The sequence below is a fragment of the Cohnella mopanensis genome (genome assembly GCF_022352055.1).
Lineage (GTDB): Bacteria > Bacillota > Bacilli > Paenibacillales > Paenibacillaceae > Cohnella > Cohnella mopanensis.
The window spans coordinates 39,869-56,088 of the sequence record NZ_JAKRWM010000006.1 but is presented as its reverse complement, the minus strand read 5'-3'; the positions used below and the strand labels follow the sequence as shown (position 1 = coordinate 56,088).

The window sequence follows — 16,220 nt, the reverse complement described above, 5'->3', positions numbered from 1 at the left end:
AGATAGGTCACGATCGTTACATTCCGTCCATATCCGAGCCTATTTATAATAAAGAAGTCAAATACAATGCTTTAACATCAGGGCAGGGGGGAACACTTTGAAGAAAAAAAAGGTAAATATCATTGTGGCTATGACGGTTTTTGCTCTTTCTTTATCTGCATGCGCTAAGGACAATAATGCAAATATTGTTCCGAATGAAACGGCAAGCGGCACTGCGGGGTCGTCAACGGCAGGTGAATCGAACGAGATAACCAAGCTGAAAGTTTATCTGAAATACTTCGATGATGACACTAAGAAGCCTTATGATTATGCAGTGGCCGAACTGAAAAAGGCTATGCCTAACGTCGAACTGGATCTTGATCCATGGCAACAAGATAACTTTCAAAAATTAAAAACTTATGCCGCAACAGGGAATATGCCTGATATCTACGATGCTGATTACGGTCTCATTAAAGCTTTCGCGGAATCGAAAAATATTGAAATTCTTGACAACGCACAAGCAACTAAAGATCTACTAGCAGATTTTAACCCTGGATACGAAAAATCATTGACTGCTGCCGATGGTCATACCTACGCCTATTCCGCAACGGGTACTGGCTTTCAGATTCTGTATTACAATAAGAAATTGTTTGCGGAAGCCGGCGTGAATGCGCCAATTAAAACTTACGATGAGTGGATTGCGGCGATCAAGAAATTCAAAGATAAAGGCATTGCTCCGATGGCGATTTTCGCCAAGGAGAAATGGATAACAAATTCGTTTTACAAAGGATTAGTTACCCGCGAGCAACCGGAAGGCTACTTCCCTCTGGAGCAAAAAGGGCTATTCCAGTTACCGGACCCTTACAAACTTGCTTCTAAACAGTTTGAAGAGTTGAAGCAGGCCGGACTATTCGATCCTAACGCGACCAACACCAACTACGATCAGGCTTCATCTTTATTCTATACCGGTAAAGCGGCGATGTTCGTGAACGGCCAATGGGAAATATATGCCGCGACCGAAAACTTAGGCGACGATGTAGATTGGATGTACTGGCCGGCTAAAGATGAAGAAACCTACGAAAACATGAAATTTTCTCTTAATGGCGCTCCTGCCCCAGGAGGATTCGCCGTTGCTCCAACGAGCAAGCACAAAGAGTTAGCTATCGAGGTTGCGGCATTCTTGGCAAGAAAATACGCGGAGTATCAGTATTTGCAGAAGGCGAATCCAATCGTATCGCTTAAAATCGATCAGCCTATATCGATAACGCCTCCTCCAATGATGCAACGTATTATCGATGAAGTTCTGCCTAATATTAAAGGGTATGCAAAGTTTAACGAAAGCACTGAATTAAATAACGCTCTTGATGACAATACTCAGAACTTAGTTGTAAAAGGATTTGGCAATAAACAATTCGATGAGAATATGGAGAGAATACTAAAGAAAATCAATAAATAAAAACGTCTCGCGCCGAAACGAAAGTTTCGGCGCGAGAACTTTCAAATGCAGGGAATGAACAACATGAAAACCCATTTATCCAATAAGAAAACTATAGCATTATTTACACTTCCAGCATTACTAATTTATACACTCATAGTGGCATATCCGGTATTGCAGGCGCTTTTCCGTAGTTTTTATGAGTGGAACGGATTGGGTGGCGGCACGTTTATAGGAATTCAAAATTATATTCAATTGTTTGAAGATCCTTTACTGATTCGTTCGCTGCGTAATGGGGCTCTGTTTGCGTTAGTTCTTGTTGTGTTTCAAATTGGTTTAGGCACTCTGTTGGCTTTAGTATGCGCCGACCCAAAAGTCAGAGGAAGAAAAATCCTCAAGACAGGATATTTTATTCCGGTTGTTCTGTCAGTAACGGTTGTTTGTCAGCTTTGGATTGCGATTTATGATCCAACGAACGGAATGATTAACAAACTGTTTCAATTGCTAGGAATTCCCTATCAGCAATATTGGTTAACTTCGCCTGCAGTATCGATTATTGCGATTGCTTTTGTAAACGCCTGGCAGTTTATGGGATTCCAGTTTAGTCTACTTTATGCCGGGGTCAAATCAATTCCTGAACAATACATGGAAGCGGCTACGATTGATGGATGTTCGAAGTGGAAGGCTCATCTCAAGATAACCCTTCCAATGATGGCGGAGACGTATAAATTCTGTTTCATTTTAGCCATTACTTCTGGCATCGGCGCATTCATTCAGATGCTGATCATGACGAGCGGTGGACCGGGAACGACAAACTACACCTTAACTTTTATGATCTATCGATATGCATTTATGGATTCCGAATACGGGTATGCATGCGCGGTTTCTATTTTTCTTGTCGTATTAAGTTTACTGGCAACGTTGATTATTAATAAGGTTTTCGATCGCGAGAAATTTTCGCACTAGCGGCAGAAAGGGGCGCACGCTTAATGCTACACGTCAGAAAAAAAGGTTTAAAGCCCGGACAACTGCTATTGCAAGGTTCGCTATGGCTATATTTCATCATTTCGGTATATCCGCTTTACTGGATGATTTCGTATTCCTTAAAAAATAACGATGAAATATTCATCACAAACCCATTCGGGCTGCCAACGCATTTTAGGATAGAGAATTATATCAACGCTTGGAATAATTTCAATATTCCGCGTTATTTTCTGAATAGTACTATCGTGTCGATAATCAGTACGGCCGGAATATTGTTGCTGGCTATTATGTTTTCATATGCAACGGCAAGAATGGTATGGAAATTAAGAGGGACAGCTAGAGCTTATATGATGATCGGTATGTTTATTCCATTGCAAGTGATCATGATTCCGCTTGCCGTTCTAGTAAAGGATTTTCATCTTATTAATACCTATGGAGCGCTCGTTGTTCCGTACATTGCCTTTGGGCTTCCTCTGTCTAGCCTAATCTTCTATGGCTTCCTGAGGGGGATTCCATTCGAGTTAGAGGAATCCGCCTGCATGGACGGGGCAGGAATCTTCCGAACTTTTTTTAGTATTATTGTTCCGATTGTTAAACCAGCCGTGGCTACCATTGCGATTTTACAATTTTTGAACGTTTGGAACGAATTTTTGCTCGCCTATATCTTAATCTCGGACGAAAGCATGAAGACGTTACCTCTAGGGTTACTCTTCTTCCAAGGGCAATACAGCACGGACTGGGGCGGGATGGGAGCGGTAATGACAATAGCCAGTCTCCCGACCGTCATTGTATTTCTATTCTTTAGTGAACAAGTAGAACGAGCAATGACCGTTGGTTCTGCAGTAAAAGGTTGATCATTGATACGCAGAGAGATTGAATAGTCGATTGGAGGATGAATGTACAACATGAAAGCAATGAAACTCCGGTACGAGAATGAGGCGAATGCATGGGCTGAAGGCCTTCCGATAGGTAACGGCAGAATGGCTGCCATCGTTTATGGGGGAGCTGAACAAGAAATATGGAATATAACTGAATTGACCTACTGGTCTGGCAAACAAGAAGCGATTAAAAGTCATTCCTCCGGAAAAAAAGATATTGCCGAACTTCGGAAATACTTCTATGAAGGGGATTACGAATCCGGAGAGCGGTTGGCCGGTGAAATACTCCAGCCTGTTAAGATGAACTTTGGGACTAATCTTCCTATGTGCAACGTTATATTTAACTATGAAGAAACAGGGATGAGCATATATCGTGAACTCGATTTAGAAGATGCAATCGCGACGACGTCGTTGAATGGAAAGAACGGAATCATTCATCGGGAAGTGTTCGCAACCCATAAGGATGATCTCATTGCGTGCCGTCTCTGGAGTGAACAGTCCGGTGGGGTTAACTTTAGTCTCCGACTTGAAGGCCATACAAACGAATTCGAAAGTTGGAATGATTCGGACCATACTTTAGCATTTCGGGGGCAAGCCTTGGAGACAGTCCACAGTGATGGAAAGTGCGGCGTACGTTGCCAAGGAAAACTTGTAGTACGGAATGATGGCGGTCAAGTGATTGGCGATTCCAATCGAATCAACGTTAAGGGTGCAAGTGAAGTTGTTGTTTACTTAGTCGTTAACACCGACTACGACCATCATGATGAAAGTTGGATTGAGCGTAGCGACAATCAAGTCAATGCAGCTCTAAAGAAAGATTTCTCTTTGATTAAACAGGATCATATCGCTGATTATCAGAGTGTGTACCAACGGGTCGACCTAAACCTGGGTGAAACGGATAATAGCAACCGACCGACTAACGAAAGAGTTAAACTTTTTGCGGCAGGAATAGATGACGATCCACAGCTATATGCTTTGTTTTTCCAGTACGGCAGGTATTTGACCATCTGTGGCGCGAGGGAGAACTCGCCTCTGCCGCTGAATTTACAAGGCATTTGGAATGACGATCAGGCCTGCCGGATGGGATGGACCTGTGATTATCATCTTGATATTAATACAGAGATGAATTATTACCCGATCGAGACCACCAACTTATCGGATAGCCATATTCCGCTCATCCGGTATATCGAGCGGTTGGCTGCTGCCGGCAAATCCACTGCCAAGGATTTCTATGGGTGTGACGGTTGGGTGGCCCATACGGTTTCTAACGTATGGGGATTCACTGCACCTGCATGGGAGACTTCTTGGGGACTGAACGTAACGGGTGGACTGTGGATTGCCATGCAGCTCAGAGATCATTACGAGTTTACCTTGGATGAGAAATTCCTCGAAGAAACGGCTTATCCCGTCTTAAAGGACGCTGCACTTTTCTTTATGGATTACATGGATGTTCACCCACAATACGGTTGGCTCGTCGTCGGGCCTTCAATTTCACCAGAAAACAGCTTCTATCCCGCAGATGGAAAACGGAATCCTCGCACCTTATCCATGGGTTCCACGCTAGATCAGGTACTCGTGAAAGATCTGTTAGATTTTTGTTTAGAGGCTGCGGAAAAACTAAATCTCGATGAGGAGTTTCAAACGCGACTTAAAACAACTATAGCACTATTGCCTCCACTTCAAATTGGAGCGAAGGGGCAAGTGCAAGAATGGCTAGAGGATTTTGAAGAGGCTCAACCGGAACATCGTCATTTGTCCCATCTTCACAGTTTGTATCCAGCCTATCAAATTACGCCGCAACATACACCGGATTTAAGCGTAGCCGCGCAAAAAACGCTCGAAATGCGTAAGTCGAGCGAAGGTCATGAAGATATTGAATTTACAGTGGCTGCTTTCGCAGGATGCTACTCGAGATTGCATGACGGGGATCGGGCGTATGAGCAAATTAATCATCTTATCGGTGAACTCTGTTATCCGAATTTGTTCACTTACTCAAAGCCTGGAATTGCCGGTGCCGAATCCATGATTTATGTAGCCGATGGGAATTATGGCGGGACTGCAGCCATTGCAGATATGCTACTGCAAAGCCATGCAGGAGAAATTCATTTCTTGCCTGCATTGCCTTCTAAATGGAGCGAGGGATACTTTTCCGGACTAAAGGCAAGAGGCGCAATAGAAGTGGATGTAAAGTGGTTGAACGGGAAACTGGATAAAGCAGTGATAAAATCCGCATTATCAGGTTCCACAACCTTAAGGTACAACGGGAAAGTAATTCCGTTTGCCTATACAGCGGGATCCGAATACCATATCGATAGTGAACTCCTAGTGAAAGAAGTCAGCCACAAATGAGGATCAACACAGATACAGGTCAGTAAGACGACAGCGATTGTGAAACGTAAAAAGCGGTTATTGAGTCTCGTATGGACCCGATAACCGCTTTTTGTTGTGGTCCTAATGGACAATAACTTTCGATCTCTTTTCTCGCTCAATAAATAGCTTTTTCCATCAAAATTCGATAAAACCTCATCGTAAAGCTCTGTATATTCAGTTATGGTGTAATGGCATATCAAAATATCGGGGGCTGGGGAAAATGAAATTCATATACGGGATTTTCAGCAGAATAGCGAACCGTAAAGTCGTACGCTTCTCCTCGATACAAACACGACTTTCTGTATTTTTCATGCTCCTGCTTGCAGCATCGATTGTAGTGACAAGTTCGGTGAGCTATCGTCAATCCAGCAAAGCAATGAACGACAAGATCGAGCTGTACTCCAAGCAGATCATCAATCAAATAAGCGCGAAAATAGATCTGGATATTGAACACGTGAAGTACGCGATAGAGGATATTTCTTCTAGTGAAGGGATTCAGAAAGGTTTAGGTAGCATGAAGACTGCGGGTAATCGTGCATACGTGCTGAATGATTCGATAAATAAGGAAATATCCCGTAAGCTTTCATTATTCAACTTTGTGTCTAGTATTGTCCTGTATGTAGATGATGCAACAACGATGGGCACATTCAATGGATTGAACAAAGATCAACTCAAGTCCATTGTCGCGGAAACGCCGGCTAATCATGATTATCACTTCGCTTTAATCGACGATACGACAAACGGCAAAGCCTACATTTCGATTAGTCGACAAATTAAGTCGTCCATTAATGGGGATGTTCTGGGAACTATTGTGTTGACGCTTACGGAGAAACATTTCTTGGATCTTTACAATAGTATCGATCTAGGAACGTCGTCGGATATCGTAATTGTGGATAAGCAAGGAAAAGTCGTGTCGAGTCGCGACAAACTCAAGTATCCCGTGAATCGCATGCTGACGGACACGGAGGTTTTTAATAACATCAAAAACACCGATAGCGAAGAAGGATTAAGTACTTCCTACTTCGGACAAGCGTTCGGCGTCGCTTCGCTTATTTCCCATACGACCATTGAGAGTAGCGGCTGGACAATTGTATCGATGATTCCCAAATCGTTTATTTATGCGGAAATCAATACATTGGAGAAGAAAATGATCTTGATCGGGGCAATGTGTCTGCTGCTTTCGGTCATGATAGCCTATATTCTTTCTCTGGGCATATCTATTCCAACGAAGCAGTTGTTACAACGGATGAATCAGGTTAACGATGGCAACTTGGCCATAAGCATAGACGATCCGAACAAAGACGAGATGGGAACCATTTCGAACTCTTTCAATGAAACGATGGGCACTATCAGCAAATTAATCGAGCGCGTTCGTTTGTCTGCAGAGAACATGCTTGGACAAGCGGAGCAGACGACTTCCTTTGCGAATAATTTTCGTAATAATCAGCATCATTTCGTTGCTACTATTGAACAAGTAGCATCCGGCGCTAATCACCAGGCCGGCGAAGCAATGGAAAGCCTCTCCAGCATGAATGAATTATCCGATAACATCAATACGATAGAATCGGATGTCAGTACGATATCTAGCGCAATGACCGGGATTGGGGCGGTTTGCGGGAGAGCTCAAATGATCGTCTTGTCATTGAATGAGAAGACGGACAAATCCAATGCCGTATCGCGAAATGTGAATGAGCACATCGGATCGCTCAGCGAACAATTGAGCACCATCACTAGAATCGTAGAAACGATAACTGCTATTGCGAAGAAAACAAACATTCTAGCTATCAATGCCGCTATTGAAGCCGCACGGGCAGGAGCGGCAGGTAAGGGGTTCGCAGTCGTAGCCGATGAGGTAAAGCGGCTAGCGGAGCAATCTCGAGATGCTTCTACAGAGATTTACCGTATCATCTCAGGCGTTATGGAGAAGTCCCAAGCGACCGTTAAGGAAGCCGATCATGCTATTGTACTGCAAAAAGAACAAAACGAGGCGATAGCGGAAACCGGTCGAACCTTTGCTCAAATTAATCAGGAAATAAAGCATGTGCTTGAATTCGTCTCTAATATTCGCAGATCATCTGAAAAAGTGCTCTATTCCAGAGAAAAAGCGTTCGAAGCAATTGAGGTCATCGTGTCGGTCGCGCAGGAAACCGCGGCGGTTACGGAAGAAGCCTTCTCTGAAATGCAGGAACAATTAAGCGAAACCGAGAAATTAGCTGATATGGCCCGATCAATGGGGGATACTGCGGAAGGACTAACCCATGCTGTTCTGAAATTCAAGACGAATAAGGTCGACAAGGCGGGATGAGCATGTATAAGCTGTTGTTCGTTGATGACGAAATCCTCGTAAGAAAAGCAATCAGTAACCAAATGAATTGGGCGGAATACGGTTTCGAGTGCATAGGCGTTAGCGAGGACGGGATTGAGGCTCTCGAATTTATCGAGCGTAACAGGCCCGACGTCGTGCTAACCGATATTGACATGCCATTTATGGATGGATTAGAGTTGACGAAAGAGTTATCGGAGAGGTATCCATTAATCAAAGTTATTATTTTAACCGGATACGACGATTTCGAATATGCACAACAAGCCATTAAAATGCAAGCAGTTGATTATATTCTAAAGCCAGTTACACCCGAAGATTTGGGCGGAGTCCTAGGCAAGCTGAGAAGCGAGCTCGACGTGACTAGAAGAGAGAGGCAAGATTATGAGCATTTGAAGCGTCAGCTAACGGAAAACATGCCACTCTTAAGAGAACGGTTTCTAGAGCGGATGTTAACGTCTCAAATGTCAGATAAGGAGAAACGTGAAGGATGGCAGTATTTCCAGACGAATTGGAAAGGCTCTCACGTAATAGAGCTGGTCATGGCAGTGGACGATTTTCTCTGGAGTCAAACAGTAACCACCTCCGACCAACAACTTATTTGGTTTGCCGTCTTTAATGTAACGCAGGAAATCATGAGCAAGTGCAGCGGAGCGGTTGTTTTTCGAGATCGGGACAATCGTGTACTCACGCTGGTGTCGGGTGTTGATCCCGTCGAACTGCAAGAGGAAGCGATGCGTAATGCGGAAGAAATTCACCATGCGGTGACTTCGATCCTTCCCGTTAAAGTTTCAATCGGAATCGGAGATGCATCCGAGCTTGGCAGCAACGTCTCGTTCGCTCATGAAACCGCTTTATCGGCACTCGAATATCGTTTCGCAATCGGATCGAATTCCATTATTCGATTATCGGATATGGCTCAGCGGAGCAATCGCGAAGCTTTCCCAATCATGTCATGGGAGAGTGAATTGATAACTAAGTTGAAGACCGGAACGATGGAAGAGATGGAGATTTGGGTGGCTAAGTTATTCGCGGTATTTCGCGATCAATTGTACCCCGGGGATATTTGCCAGATCTATCTTCAAAGGATCGTTCTTACTTTGATGCACACCCTTTATGAAATGAATAGCGATCTTGCGCAATTGCCGCAAAATGCAGAAAGTTTAACGCAAAAAGTCACGAAGTTTACGACGCTATATGATACGGAGGAGTGGATGAAATCCCTTTGTACGGAAGCCGTATCGAAGATCAAGAGCTCAAGGGAAAATTTTAATTTGTTACAGATTGCAAAGTCAATCGAGTATTTCAAAGCACAGTTTAATAATCCGGAATTATCTATAAAATCGGTATGCAACCATATAACCATGAGTACAAGCTACTTCAGCACGCTATTCAAGCAATATACGGGGAAAACTTTTATTGAATATGTGACGCATGAGCGGATGGAAAAGGCCAAAGAACTACTGAATCTTACCTCGATGAAAAGCTATGAAATCGCTTACCAAGTCGGATATAGCGATCCTCATTATTTTAGCGGAGCCTTTAAAAAGCATGCAGGGGACACGCCGACGGATTATCGTCTTAAAATGACAACGAAGAAAGCGTGATAGGGATGAATCTATTTACTAGATTTAGAAGCTTTCAGACGAATATCGTGCTTGCGTTCGTATTGGTTATTCTGATGACGATATTGATAATGAGCGTGACTTCATACTATTTGTCCAGAGATTCCGTTAAAACCAACACGCAAGCGTACACGTTGGAGTTGGTAAAGCAGGTTAATCAAAACATAAAATCCTATGTCAACGGAATGAAGTATATGTCGAGTCTCGTTGCGAATAATCGCAGTGTCCAACAGTACTTGTCTACGGAAAGTTTTGAAAGTCTCCGAGAGGAGAAGAAACAGAAGGATACCGTATCCGACTTTCTTGAGGCCATGTTCATCTCGCGTTCGGACATAGCATCCATCAATATATTCGGCAGCGACGATAAATTCATTTCCGGTAGAAAGGATTTTGAGCTTAATCCGAATTTTGAAATTAAAAGCATGAAGTGGTACAAGGATGCGATTGCCGCGAATGGAGCGGACGTCGTATCCTCTTCTCATGTGCAGCCCATCATTAAAGGGCGGTATCCATGGGTTGTATCGCTCAGCCGCGAGCTGCTAAGCCATGACGGGACACAGAAGCTTGGCGTGTTTTTAGTCGACTTAAACTTCAATGTATTGAGCGATATGCTGAAAGATATCAAATTAGGCGATAGAGGATATGTATTCATTATCGACAGCAGCGGAAAAATCGTCTATCATCCGCAGCAACAGCTCATATACAGCAATCTAAAATCGGAGTTGATCGATAATGTGCTCGCCAACACAAGCGGTACGTTCACGAGCGACGAAGGCAGCCGCAGTCGAATCTATTCGATTCAAGACTCGGATTTTGGATGGAAAATCATAGGCGTATCTTACGTGAATGAATTGGTCGCAAATCAGCAAAACATGCGTTCGTCCTTCATTCTTCTAGGGATTATTTGCATTGTAATCGCGATAATGATCTCGGTATTGTTGACACAGCGAATCAGTCAACCGATCAAGATGCTTGAGCATCATATGAAAGAAGTTGAAAAGGGTAATTTCGATATTCACGTGCCAGTGCCGAGGACGATTGAAATCGGCAGATTAGCACGAACGTTTAATATAATGGTTGGTAAAATCAAGGAACTCATGACGCAGGCTATTTCGGACCAAGAGCAGAAACGAAAAAGCGAAATCAAAGCATTGCAATCGCAAATTAATCCTCATTTTCTTTACAACACGCTTGATTCGATCATCTGGATGGCCGAGAGTTACAAAGCGAAGGAAATTACTATAATGACATCAGCATTGGCTAAGTTGCTTCGCTCATCGATCAGTAAAGGCGAAGAGCTAGTTCAAATCAGCACGGAAGTCGAGCATATTACGAGCTATTTAAAAATTCAGAAGATGCGTTACAGCAACAAGATGGATTACTTGGTTGAAATTAGCGAATCTCTTCGAGATTATCTATCGATTAAACTTATTCTCCAACCGATAGTAGAGAATGCTATCTATCACGGCATCAAGAAGAAACGCGGCTCCGGATGGATCATGATCAGATCGGAGGAAACGGAATCCGATATTTTGCTGATCGTAGAAGACAACGGCTATGGCATGGATAATGAAAAATGCAAATCCTTATTGCATCCTTCGACGATTCGTTCAGGTAGTCGCGGCGGGGTCGGCGTGCGGAATGTACACGAGCGGCTTCAACTTTATTTCGGTACTCAGTACGGACTAAGCTATACTAGCGAGCTAGGAGTCGGAACAGTCGTTACGATTCGCTTTCCTAAGGTTTTGTAGCCTAATATATTGAGGTGAATAACGATGCGGTGGAGTTTCCGGCGCTTCATCTGGCTCCTAGTAGCGGGTTTTATGCTCGTTGCCATCGTCGGCTTTTGGCTTACGCGAATCCCGGAGGATAAGACGATAGAAATACGGGTCGTCATTAAATCTACTGACGATTCAATTGAGTTCTGGCAAGTCATGAAAGACGGCATCGATATTGCGGCAGAAGAGTTCGGCGCTCACGTAATTGTTAAGGGCTCCAAAACGGAGTCGGACATTGACGAACAAATTGCGCTAGTAGAGGAAGCGATTGCCGAGCAACCTGACGCGATCATACTAGCAGCGAATGATTACGACCGGCTGGTACCCGTTTCCGAGAAAGTGATAAAAAGCGGAATCCGGCTATTCATTGTCGATTCGGGTATTAAAGCAGATATAGCAGAGAGTATCATCGCGACGGATAACTATAAGGCAGGTATAAAAGCAGGCGAGGAGATGAAAAGGCAACTTGGAAACCGACCCACTCAAGTTGCGATTATTAAATACGTGCTTGCCGCAGCTTCTGTGAGCGATCGAGAAGAAGGCGTGAGAGCCGTACTAGGTAATGACCCAAATATCGATCTACTGGATACCTACTACGCGAAAGGTCTTGAAGAGAACGCCTACGAATTGATGAAAATCATAATGAATGAGCATCCGGGCGTCGACGGTATCATCTGTCTTAACGAAATGGTGAGCGTTGGCGGGGGACGGGCATTTCAGGAATTGAATCTTAAGGATAAGGTTGTCATGATCGGGTTTGACAGCCCGATTCCTGTAATTAATCTGCTGGAAGAAGGCGTCATAAGGTCTACCATCGTTCAAAAGCCGTTCCAGATGGGGTACTTGAGCATTAAAGCGGCCGTTGATGCTGTTCAAGGAAAAAACGTACCAAAGGTAATCGACACTGGCTCGGAGATCATCACCAAAAATAATATGTTCGAGGAAGAATACCAGAAGCTTTTGTTCCCTTTTTACGATAAGTAAGGTTATCCAAACTAACATCTGTGTTTAAGCCGGGAATTTTTCCGGTTTTTTTGTTTTTATTGGCGTTTTTTCGACTAACCCAGTAGTAAATCACATGTAAGGATAATTGAGAAGCGTGTAAAGTAATCATCAACGACAAGAAATAGAAGATGGAATGAGGTGGGGCGATGCGCGAGCCTATCGTCGTCATGAGAGGAATTGAGAAGCATTTTTCCGGTGTGCACGCTCTTAAGCATTGCAAATTCGATCTACTGCCCGGGGAAGTTCACGCGCTTGTCGGAGAGAACGGTGCAGGTAAGTCGACGATGATGAAAATTTTGACGGGAGTGTATCAGAAGGACGAAGGCGAGATTATTCTCAGTGGTAATTCTGTCCAACTGCCTGATACTAAAGCAGCCCAGAAGCTCGGGATTAGCATGATCCATCAGGAATTGAACTTGGCTCCCGATCTAACGGTCGCGCAAAATATTTTCATTGGCCGCGAACCTCGGAAAGCGATCAAGTTATTCCTGGACGATAAAGCGATGAATAAGCAAGCAGCTATTCTTCTGCGGCAGATGAATCTGGACATCGAACCGACGACGCTTGTGTCGGAATTAACCGTAGCCAAACAACAAATGGTGGAAATCGTAAAAGCTATATCTTACGATTCGCAGGTACTCATCATGGACGAGCCGACGGCCGCGCTAAGCGATTCGGAAATCGAAGAATTATTTGCTGCAATCGCAAAGCTTCGTGCAAGAGGCGTAGGGATCGTTTATATCTCTCACCGGATGGCTGAATTAAAGCGGATTAGCGATCGAATAACCGTTATGCGAGATGGTAGTTATATCGACACTGTCATGACGGAAGAAACAACGATCGAGCGAATTATAGCTATGATGGTCGGCAGGGAAATTTACCATTCCACTAGCCCTGAGAATCACTGCAAAAGTACGGATATTGTATTGGAAGCAAGAGGATTGAATCGCGGAAGAGCGGTCAAGGACGTAAGTTTCCAGCTTCGAAAAGGCGAAATACTAGGCGTCGCCGGCTTGGTGGGCTCAGGGCGTACGGAAGTGGCAAGGGCCTTGTTCGGCGCGGATGAACTCGACACCGGCGAAATATTCATTCATGGCAACAAAGTCAAAATATCCGGCCCGCATGACGCAGTAGGCCATGGGCTCGGCTATTTATCAGAAGATCGCAAAAGATACGGTTGCGTGCTCGATATGGATGTGAAGTCCAATGTAGCTGTTGCATCGTATGAAAGCTTTTCGCGATTCGGTTGGATGTCGGACTCTCGCATTGCTCATATAGCCGAAAAAATCGTAGACAGCCTAAAAGTAAAAACGCCAAGCATTAATCAACAATTGCGAAATCTATCCGGCGGAAATCAGCAGAAGGTAATTATCGGTAAATGGTTGACCAAAAATTGCGACATCTTAATCTTCGACGAGCCGACGCGCGGCATAGATATTGGAGCGAAGAGCGAAATTTACAAGCTTTTAGACAGTTTGGTTCATGAGGGGAAGTCCATTATCGTCATCAGCTCGGAGCTCCCGGAAGTACTGAGACTTAGCCATCGCATACTCGTTATGTGCGAAGGGCGAATTAGCGGGGAGATCGTAAATGACGGGAACGTCTCGCAAGAGACAATCATGCAGTTCGCGACGCAAAGATACGAAGCAGTTTAATCGGAGGGGATATCGATGAATAAGACATTGGTAACGCAGAAATCGAATCGTTACCCTGTTGCCATAAAATCAGATTTATTACAGCAACTTCTCGCCTTTGGAAGCCTAATCGTTCTGGTGTTAGTTTTCTCGCTGGCATCGGATAACTTCTTTCAGTTCTCCAATATCGTAGGCGTACTGCTATCGACGGCAGTTGTAGGGGTACTGGCGCTTGGAGCGACTTTCGTCATCATTACCGGGGGGATCGACCTATCGGTTGGTACGGTAATGACGTTAACTGCAGTCATGACCGGTGTCAGCATTACCTATTGGGGATGGCCAATATGGGCAGGGCTTCTCGTTGGCTTATCGACCGGAGCCTTATGCGGCTTCGTCTCCGGCGTAGCGGTGGCAAGGATGAAAATTCCGCCTTTTATTGCAACGCTTGCAGTCATGATGATTGCCAAAGGGTTGGCGCTCGTCATATCGGGAACGCGACCGGTATACTTCCCGACTCCCGATAAAGGTTTTGGATTCTCGGATATATCGCTAGATTCCTTATTCGATAAGATAATTCCTGGTTTCAAAATTCCGAATGCTGTCGTCATCTTTTTCGGTGTGGCTATTATAGGCAGTATTATATTAAGCCGGACAATTATCGGACGTTATAATTTCGCGATTGGAAGCAATGAAGAAGCAACAAGGCTATCGGGAGTCAACGTGAATTTTTGGAAAATCGTGATCTATACCATTACCGGCATATTTACTGCAATCGCAGGTATTTTGATAGCTTCACGACTGAACTCTGCTCAACCGGCCCTTGGAATGGGATACGAGCTAGAAGCGATAGCAGCCGTTGTCATTGGCGGCACATCGCTAAGCGGAGGCAAAGGGTCAATACTCGGAACGGTCATTGGGGCGCTCATCATGAGCGTGTTGACCAACGGTCTCCGTATTATGTCTGTTCCGCAAGAATGGCAAACGGTGGTCGTCGGCTTCGTCATCTTCCTTGCCGTATACGCGGACATTCTCAGACGCAAGAAAGCGTCGTAACTAGGGTATGGTCTTCGTTCACGAAGATTATATAGATTAAACCAATCCACTGAAGGGGAGCGTTACCATGAAAAAGAGTTTTAAAAGTATGTCTGTAGCTACGCTTTTGCTAGCTGGCATCGTTGCTGTTACTGCATGCGGAAAAAATTCAAACGAGAACACAAGCAGCCCGTCGCAAGAAGCAAGTAAGACGCCACTTGCATCGAAAGCTGCAGTTTCAGAGACATTGTACATCCCGATTATTTGTAAAGGCTTCCAACATCAATTCTGGCAAGCGGTTAAGATTGGGGCAGAGAAAGCAGCTGCGGAATTCGGTGCGGAAATTTCGTTCGAAGGACCGGAAACGGAAGAGCAAGTCGACAAGCAGTTAGAAATGCTGCAAGTCGCGCTAGGCAAGAAACCATCGGCAATCGGCTTCGCCGCGCTAGATAGCAAAGCTTCTATTCCGCTCCTGAAGCAAGCGAAAGACAGCAACATCCCGATTATCGCCTTCGACTCTGGCGTGGACAGCGACATTCCAGTGACAACAGCGTCAACAGACAACAAAAAAGCTGCAGCTCTCGCAGCGGACAAAATGGCTGAATTGATCGGCGGCAAAGGTGAAATCGCTATGGTTGTCCATGACCAAACGAGCCGCACGGGCGTAGACCGTAGAGACGGGTTTAAAGAGCAAATCGAATCGAAATATCCCGACATTAAGATCGTCGATCTTCAGTATAGCGGCGACCCGCTGAAGGCAACGGATATTACAAAAGCTATCCTCCAGGCGCATCCGAACCTCAAAGGGATCTTCGGATCAAACGAAGGGGCGGCGATCGGCGTAGTTAACGGTGTTAAGGAAGCCAATATGGTCGGCAAAATAACGGCTATCGGATTCGACTCCGGTAAAGCGCAACTGGACGCCATTCGTGAAGGCCTTCTCTCCGGTTCGATCACCCAAAACCCGGTCGGTATCGGTTACGAAACTGTGAAAGCAGCTGTAGCGGCAATCAAAGGCGAGACGGTAGAGAAAAATATTGATACGGGTTTCTTCTGGTATGACAAAAACAATATCGACAGTGAAGAAATGAAAGCCGTTCTTTACGAATAATTTGTCGCGAAAAGCCTTAAAAAAAGCGGTTATCACACTCGACTTGGGTGTGGTAACCGCTTTTAAGCT

At 44.6% G+C, this 16,220-nt stretch carries 11 protein-coding genes; all 11 read left to right on the top strand.

The annotated features are described in order from the left end of the window. The first annotated feature begins 97 nt into the window (after window positions 1-97). The 11 genes from L3D05_RS10860 to L3D05_RS10810 all read left to right on the top strand — a co-directional run bounded on the left by L3D05_RS10860 (window position 98) and on the right by L3D05_RS10810 (window position 16,151). Window positions 98-1,435, top strand: a complete 1,338-nt coding sequence (locus tag L3D05_RS10860) for an ABC transporter substrate-binding protein (protein WP_239616079.1) — start codon at window positions 98-100, stop codon at window positions 1,433-1,435. Window positions 1,436-1,498: 63 nt separating this feature from the next. Beyond that, a complete protein-coding gene (locus tag L3D05_RS10855) occupies window positions 1,499-2,380 on the top strand; it encodes a carbohydrate ABC transporter permease (protein WP_239616078.1) in 882 nt (293 codons plus the stop codon). Between the two features lie 23 nt (window positions 2,381-2,403). Continuing rightward, window positions 2,404-3,252 (top strand): carbohydrate ABC transporter permease, encoded by an 849-nt coding sequence (locus tag L3D05_RS10850; protein ID WP_239616077.1) that lies wholly within the window; start codon window positions 2,404-2,406, stop codon window positions 3,250-3,252. A 51-nt stretch (window positions 3,253-3,303) separates the two neighbouring features. Then, on the top strand, window positions 3,304-5,625 hold the full coding sequence (locus L3D05_RS10845; RefSeq protein WP_239616076.1) for a glycoside hydrolase family 95 protein: 2,322 nt from the start codon (window positions 3,304-3,306) through the stop codon (window positions 5,623-5,625). Window positions 5,626-5,866: 241 nt separating this feature from the next. Next, window positions 5,867-7,951 (top strand): methyl-accepting chemotaxis protein, encoded by a 2,085-nt coding sequence (locus L3D05_RS10840; protein WP_239616075.1) that lies wholly within the window; start codon window positions 5,867-5,869, stop codon window positions 7,949-7,951. 2 nt (window positions 7,952-7,953) lie between these two features. Further along, the gene (locus L3D05_RS10835; RefSeq protein ID WP_239616074.1) at window positions 7,954-9,573 is read left to right on the top strand and encodes a response regulator transcription factor; all 1,620 of its coding nucleotides are present in this window, start codon (window positions 7,954-7,956) and stop codon (window positions 9,571-9,573) included. Between the two features lie 5 nt (window positions 9,574-9,578). Then, on the top strand, window positions 9,579-11,342 hold the full coding sequence (locus L3D05_RS10830) for a cache domain-containing sensor histidine kinase (protein WP_239616073.1): 1,764 nt from the start codon (window positions 9,579-9,581) through the stop codon (window positions 11,340-11,342). A 24-nt stretch (window positions 11,343-11,366) separates the two neighbouring features. Beyond that, window positions 11,367-12,353: a substrate-binding domain-containing protein gene (locus L3D05_RS10825; protein ID WP_239616072.1), complete on the top strand. Its 987-nt coding sequence runs from the start codon at window positions 11,367-11,369 to the stop codon at window positions 12,351-12,353. A gap of 167 nt (window positions 12,354-12,520) precedes the next feature. Further along, window positions 12,521-14,029, top strand: a complete 1,509-nt coding sequence (locus tag L3D05_RS10820; RefSeq protein WP_239616071.1) for a sugar ABC transporter ATP-binding protein — start codon at window positions 12,521-12,523, stop codon at window positions 14,027-14,029. A 9-nt stretch (window positions 14,030-14,038) separates the two neighbouring features. Further along, complete coding sequence (locus L3D05_RS10815) at window positions 14,039-15,061, top strand: ABC transporter permease (RefSeq protein WP_439647946.1); 1,023 nt, start codon at window positions 14,039-14,041, stop codon at window positions 15,059-15,061. 67 nt (window positions 15,062-15,128) lie between these two features. Further along, a complete protein-coding gene (locus L3D05_RS10810; RefSeq protein ID WP_239616069.1) occupies window positions 15,129-16,151 on the top strand; it encodes an ABC transporter substrate-binding protein in 1,023 nt (340 codons plus the stop codon). Window positions 16,152-16,220 lie beyond the last annotated feature (69 nt).

What these genes read in the sequence shown, in the direction of transcription:
- L3D05_RS10855 (WP_239616078.1), top strand. Translation starts at nt 1,499, where the DNA reads ATGAAAACCCATTTATCCAATAAGAAAACTATAGCATTATTTACACTT.
- L3D05_RS10850 (WP_239616077.1), top strand. Translation starts at nt 2,404, where the DNA reads ATGCTACACGTCAGAAAAAAAGGTTTAAAGCCCGGACAACTGCTATTG.
- L3D05_RS10845 (WP_239616076.1), top strand. Translation starts at nt 3,304, where the DNA reads ATGAAAGCAATGAAACTCCGGTACGAGAATGAGGCGAATGCATGGGCT.
- L3D05_RS10840 (WP_239616075.1), top strand. Translation starts at nt 5,867, where the DNA reads ATGAAATTCATATACGGGATTTTCAGCAGAATAGCGAACCGTAAAGTC.
- L3D05_RS10835 (WP_239616074.1), top strand. Translation starts at nt 7,954, where the DNA reads ATGTATAAGCTGTTGTTCGTTGATGACGAAATCCTCGTAAGAAAAGCA.
- L3D05_RS10830 (WP_239616073.1), top strand. Translation starts at nt 9,579, where the DNA reads ATGAATCTATTTACTAGATTTAGAAGCTTTCAGACGAATATCGTGCTT.
- L3D05_RS10825 (WP_239616072.1), top strand. Translation starts at nt 11,367, where the DNA reads ATGCGGTGGAGTTTCCGGCGCTTCATCTGGCTCCTAGTAGCGGGTTTT.
- L3D05_RS10820 (WP_239616071.1), top strand. Translation starts at nt 12,521, where the DNA reads ATGCGCGAGCCTATCGTCGTCATGAGAGGAATTGAGAAGCATTTTTCC.
- L3D05_RS10810 (WP_239616069.1), top strand. Translation starts at nt 15,129, where the DNA reads ATGAAAAAGAGTTTTAAAAGTATGTCTGTAGCTACGCTTTTGCTAGCT.